The following is a 4,661-nucleotide window of genomic DNA, read 5'->3' as shown; positions in this document are numbered from 1 at the left end:
CACCCCCTCCCCCCCCTCCCCCCCCCCTCCCCCCCACCACTTCCCCCCCCCCCCCCCCCCCCCCCCGCGATGCTTTTGAGGGAAGCGCGGTAACAGATCAGTTTGCGCAAAAATCTGTTACCTCGGCTTTCAGGCGTAACAGCCACCGAGGCTTAAGGTAACGAAATTTCCACATTCGCCCGCCTGCAAGGCCTGCCCAAAACGACGAAACCCCCGGATTCATTGGCTTTTCAAAAGTTGGCACGGCATCTGCTATATGTCTGGTACAAGAACAATAACAAGCACTGCAACTCAGAATAAGAACAAGACGAAACGGCTCACGCACAATAAAAACAAGACGGCGGAGGCGCAGCTAACTGATTCTTTTGGAGAGGAGCTGTGTTTGGGGCTTGCCCCACGATCAGACAGAGAACAACAAAAACTGCACTCAAAAGCAGCACCTGAACTGATTGGATCGAAAGATCAGCATCAACTCGGCGACCAAAGCAATCCGTTTGCTCTTCACCCCTGGTTTAGGGGTCGTTCACAAGCTTCGAGATTTGTGAACAGGGCACTCAACAAAAACAAGAAGCCCAGCAAAAAAACAATAAGAGCACACAACGACTTGGTGGGGAGCTTCGGCTCCCCATTGTCGTTTCTGGGTGTCTGCCACGCCCCTTGGCACGCCGCCTACACCATTCCCCCAGTAAATGCTAGAATCCCCGCCCATCATGCGGCCATTCTCCTATCCTTGGCCGAACATTCCTTCAAACAGTGCATCCCATGCTGAAGAAGCTGTTCCAGTCGTTCCGCCCGCCGGTCCCCGGCCAGCACCACAGGCGCACCACGCCTGAAGTGATCAACAAGAGCCAGCACTCGCTGCAGCGCAGCCAGTTCAGCCGCCATGCCGTGGGCATCGTCGAGCGCCTGCAGGCGGCCGGCTACCAGGCCTACCTGGTCGGTGGCTGCGTGCGCGACCTGATGCTGGGCATCACGCCCAAGGACTTCGACGTCGCCACCAGCGCCACCCCCGAACAGGTGCGCGCCGAGTTCCGCAACGCCCGTATCATTGGCCGGCGCTTCAAGCTGGTTCACGTGCATTTCGGTCGCGAGATCATCGAAGTCGCCACCTTCCGTGCCCCGCACTCGGACGAGGACCAGGCCGACAGCCACCGCTCCTCGCACAATGCCAGCGGCCGCATCCTGCGTGACAACGTGTACGGCACCCTTGAGGAAGACGCGCAGCGCCGCGACTTCACCATCAACGCCCTGTACTACGACCCGGTCAACGAGCGCGTGCTCGATTACGCCAACGGCGTGCACGATGTGCGCAACCGCCTGCTGCGCCTGATCGGCGACCCGACGCACCGCTACCAGGAAGACCCGGTGCGCATGCTGCGCGCCGTGCGCTTCGCCGCCAAACTGAACTTCGGCATCGAAAAGCACACCGTGCAACCGATCCGCCAGTTGGCCAAGCTGCTGCGCGAGATCCCGCCGGCGCGTTTGTTCGAAGAAACCCTCAAGCTGTTCCTCAACGGCCAGGGCGCGTTGGCCTTCGAGATGCTGGTCGACCTGGAGTTGTTCGAGCCGTTGTTCCCTGCCAGTGCCCATGCCCTGGAAGAGCGCCCGACCTACACCCACACGCTGATCAGCCAGGCCCTGGCCAACACCGACCTGCGCGTCAAGCAGGGCAAGCCGGTCACGCCTGCGTTCCTCTTCGCCGCCCTGCTCTGGCCAGCCCTGCCAGGCCGCGCGCTGCACCTGCAGAGCCAAGGCGTACCGCCGATCCCGGCCATGAATGGCGCGGCCCACGACCTGATCGCCGAGCAATGCCAACGCATTGCCATCCCCAAGCGTTTCACCCTGCCGATCCGCGAGATCTGGGACATGCAGGAGCGCCTGCCACGGCGCAGCGGCAAACGCGCCGACATGCTGCTCGACAACCCGCGTTTCCGCGCCGGCTACGACTTCCTGCTGCTGCGTGAAAGCGCAGGCGAAGAAACCGATGGCCTGGGCCAATGGTGGACCGACTACCAGGACGCCAATGACAGCCAGCGCCGCGACATGATTCGCGAACTGGGCAACCGCGACGACGGTGCCAGCACAGGCGCCGGCCCGCGCAAGCGCAAGCGCAGCCCCAGCAAACGCAAGCGTGAAGACGACCAGGCGTGGGACTGAGCATGAATACCCGCGCTTACATCGGCCTGGGCAGCAACCTCGACGAACCCGCCGAGCAGCTGCGCAGCGCCCTGCAGGCGCTGGATGTGCTGGCCGATACACGCCTGGCAGCGGCTTCGGCGCTGTACACCAGCGACTCGCTGCTGCCCGGCCAGCCGCGCTACACCAATGCCGTGGCGGCCATCGATACCCGGCTGGCGCCGCTTGAGCTGCTCGACGCCCTGCAAGCCATCGAGAACGACCAGGGCCGGGTCCGCCAGGAACGCTGGGGGCCACGCACCCTCGACCTGGACGTGCTGCTGTTCGGTGACCAGCTCATCGACGTACCGCGCCTGAAAGTACCGCATTACCACATGCACGCCCGCCCCTTCGTGCTCTACCCGCTCGCCGAGCTGGTCGACGCCGACTTCCGCCTCGCCGATGGCCGCAGCCTGCAGCAATTGCTTCAGGATTGCCCGTTCGTCGGCCTGGAACGCCTGTAAACCGGGCGTTTCAGACGGCGGTAACGCCAGTAACACCCACCGCGTAACAATGCGGTAACACGGGTCATTGACTTCCCCCACCTCGCTCACGACTATAGGCGTCCCGCGGCGCCACTATGCCGCAATCACCCATTTAGGCCCGGACGGACCTGTGCCCGAACATCACAGACGATGATGTGCCGCTCCGCTTGATGAATACACGCGTTGTACGCAGTTGTCTTTCACAGCGCCTGAACGAGGATGCCCCTACATGCCTGAAGTAACCCTGACCACCCTGCATGGCCTGAAGGCCAAGGGTGAAAAAATCACCATGCTGACCTGCTATGACGCAACCTTCGCCAAGGCCGCAAGCCAAGCCGGCGTGGAAGTACTGCTGGTGGGCGATTCCCTGGGAATGGTCCTGCAAGGGCATGACAGCACCCTGCCCGTCAGCAACGACGACATGGCCTACCACACCGCCTGCGTCAAACGCGGCAACGACGGCGCGCTGATCCTCAGCGACCTGCCCTTCATGGCCCATGCCACCCCTGAGCTGGCGTTCAGCAACGCCGCCCAGTTGATGCGCGCCGGCGCCCACATGGTCAAGATCGAAGGCGCCGCCTGGCTGGCCGAGACCATCCGCCTGCTGGCCGAACGCGGCGTGCCGGTGTGCGCGCACATGGGCCTCACGCCACAGACCGTCAACGTGCTCGGTGGCTACAAGGTCCAAGGCCGCCAGGAAGCCCAGGCACGGCAGATGCGCGCCGATGCCATCGCCCTGGAGCAAGCCGGCGCCGCCATGCTGCTGCTCGAGTGCGTGCCCAGCGAGCTGGCCGCAGAGATCACCCAGGCTGTGGCCATTCCGGTGATCGGTATCGGTGCCGGTAGCGCCACCGACGGCCAGGTGCTGGTAATGCACGACATGCTCGGTTTGTCCCTGAGCGGCCGCGTGCCGAAGTTCGTGAAGAACTTCATGGCCGGCCAGGCGGACATCGACAGCGCGTTCAAAGCCTATGTGCAAGCCGTGAAAGACGTCAGTTTCCCCGCCAGTGAACATGGGTTCAGCGCATGAATACCGTCAAGACCGTCCTTGAGCTGCGTGCCGCCGTGGCCCGTGCCCGTGGCGAGGGCAAGCGCATCGCGTTCGTGCCGACCATGGGCAACCTGCACAGCGGCCACGCCGCGCTGGTGACCAAGGCCGCCCAGCGCGCCGACTTCGTGGTTGCCAGCATCTTCGTCAACCCGCTGCAGTTCGGTGCCGGCGAAGACCTGGACAAATACCCCCGCACCCTCGCCGCCGACCAGGAAAAACTGCTCGAAGCGGGCTGCCACCTGCTGTTCACCCCCACCGTCGAGGAGATGTACCCCGATGGCATGGCCGTGCAGACCCGGGTCAGCGTGCCGCAGTTGTCCGAAGGCCTGTGCGGTGCCAGCCGCCCCGGGCACTTCGAAGGCGTGGCGACCGTAGTCAGCAAGCTGTTCAACATGGTCCAGCCCGACCTTGCCGTGTTCGGTGAGAAGGACTTCCAGCAACTGGCGGTGATCCGCGCCATGGTTCGCGACCTGAACATGCCGATCCAGATCCTTGGCGAGCCGACCGTGCGCGCCGAGGATGGCCTGGCGCTGTCGTCGCGCAACGGTTACCTGAGCGCCGAGCAGCGTGCCAGTGCACCAGCGCTGTATCGCACCCTCAGCGGCATGGCCGAGGCCATTAGCCGTGGCCAGCGCGACTTCGCGGCGTTGATCGCCGATGGTCAGGCACAGCTGGATGCCGCAGGCTTTCGCAAGGACTACCTGGAAGTGCGCCATGCGCTGACCCTGCGCCCGGCGCAGCTCGACGACCGCGACCTGGTGGTGATCGTGGCGGCGTACTTGGGTAACACCCGGCTGATCGACAATCTGTACCTGCACCTGGAAGCGACGACCGCCTGATCCAGCTTTAACCAATTGATTTAGAGGTTCCGTGGGGGGGGGGGGGGGGGGGGGGGGGGGAGGGGGGGGGGGGGGGAGGAAAAGAAGGGGGGAGAGAGGACAAAAAGAAGC

Annotated in this window: 4 protein-coding genes; all 4 read left to right on the top strand. The window is 63.8% G+C overall.

Features of this window, described 5'->3' with window-relative positions; translation table 11 throughout:
• The first annotated feature begins 762 nt into the window (after window positions 1-762).
• The 4 genes from ACO6VM_RS15610 (at window position 763) to panC (ending at window position 4,550) form a co-directional block, all read left to right on the top strand.
• Window positions 763-2,157 carry a polynucleotide adenylyltransferase PcnB gene (locus ACO6VM_RS15610; RefSeq protein WP_401060480.1) on the top strand — a complete coding sequence of 465 codons (1,395 nt, stop codon included), beginning with the start codon at window positions 763-765 and terminating at the stop codon, window positions 2,155-2,157.
• 2 nt (window positions 2,158-2,159) lie between these two features.
• A complete protein-coding gene (gene folK, locus ACO6VM_RS15605) occupies window positions 2,160-2,639 on the top strand; it encodes a 2-amino-4-hydroxy-6-hydroxymethyldihydropteridine diphosphokinase (RefSeq protein WP_401060478.1) in 480 nt (159 codons plus the stop codon).
• A gap of 250 nt (window positions 2,640-2,889) precedes the next feature.
• Window positions 2,890-3,690, top strand: coding sequence for a 3-methyl-2-oxobutanoate hydroxymethyltransferase (panB, locus tag ACO6VM_RS15600; RefSeq protein WP_401060477.1), 801 nt, complete (start codon window positions 2,890-2,892; stop codon window positions 3,688-3,690).
• Window positions 3,687-4,550 carry a pantoate--beta-alanine ligase gene (gene panC, locus ACO6VM_RS15595; RefSeq protein ID WP_401060475.1) on the top strand — a complete coding sequence of 288 codons (864 nt, stop codon included), beginning with the start codon at window positions 3,687-3,689 and terminating at the stop codon, window positions 4,548-4,550. The genes panB and panC overlap by 4 nt, the downstream gene beginning before the upstream one ends.
• Window positions 4,551-4,661: the final 111 nt, after the last annotated feature.

Origin of the sequence: Pseudomonas sp. GZD-209 (genome assembly GCF_049310485.1) — a bacterium.
In the GTDB taxonomy this organism is placed as follows: domain Bacteria; phylum Pseudomonadota; class Gammaproteobacteria; order Pseudomonadales; family Pseudomonadaceae; genus Aquipseudomonas; species Aquipseudomonas sichuanensis.
The sequence above is the reverse complement of the archived record's forward strand: the minus strand, read 5'-3'. Positions and strand labels throughout refer to the sequence as shown.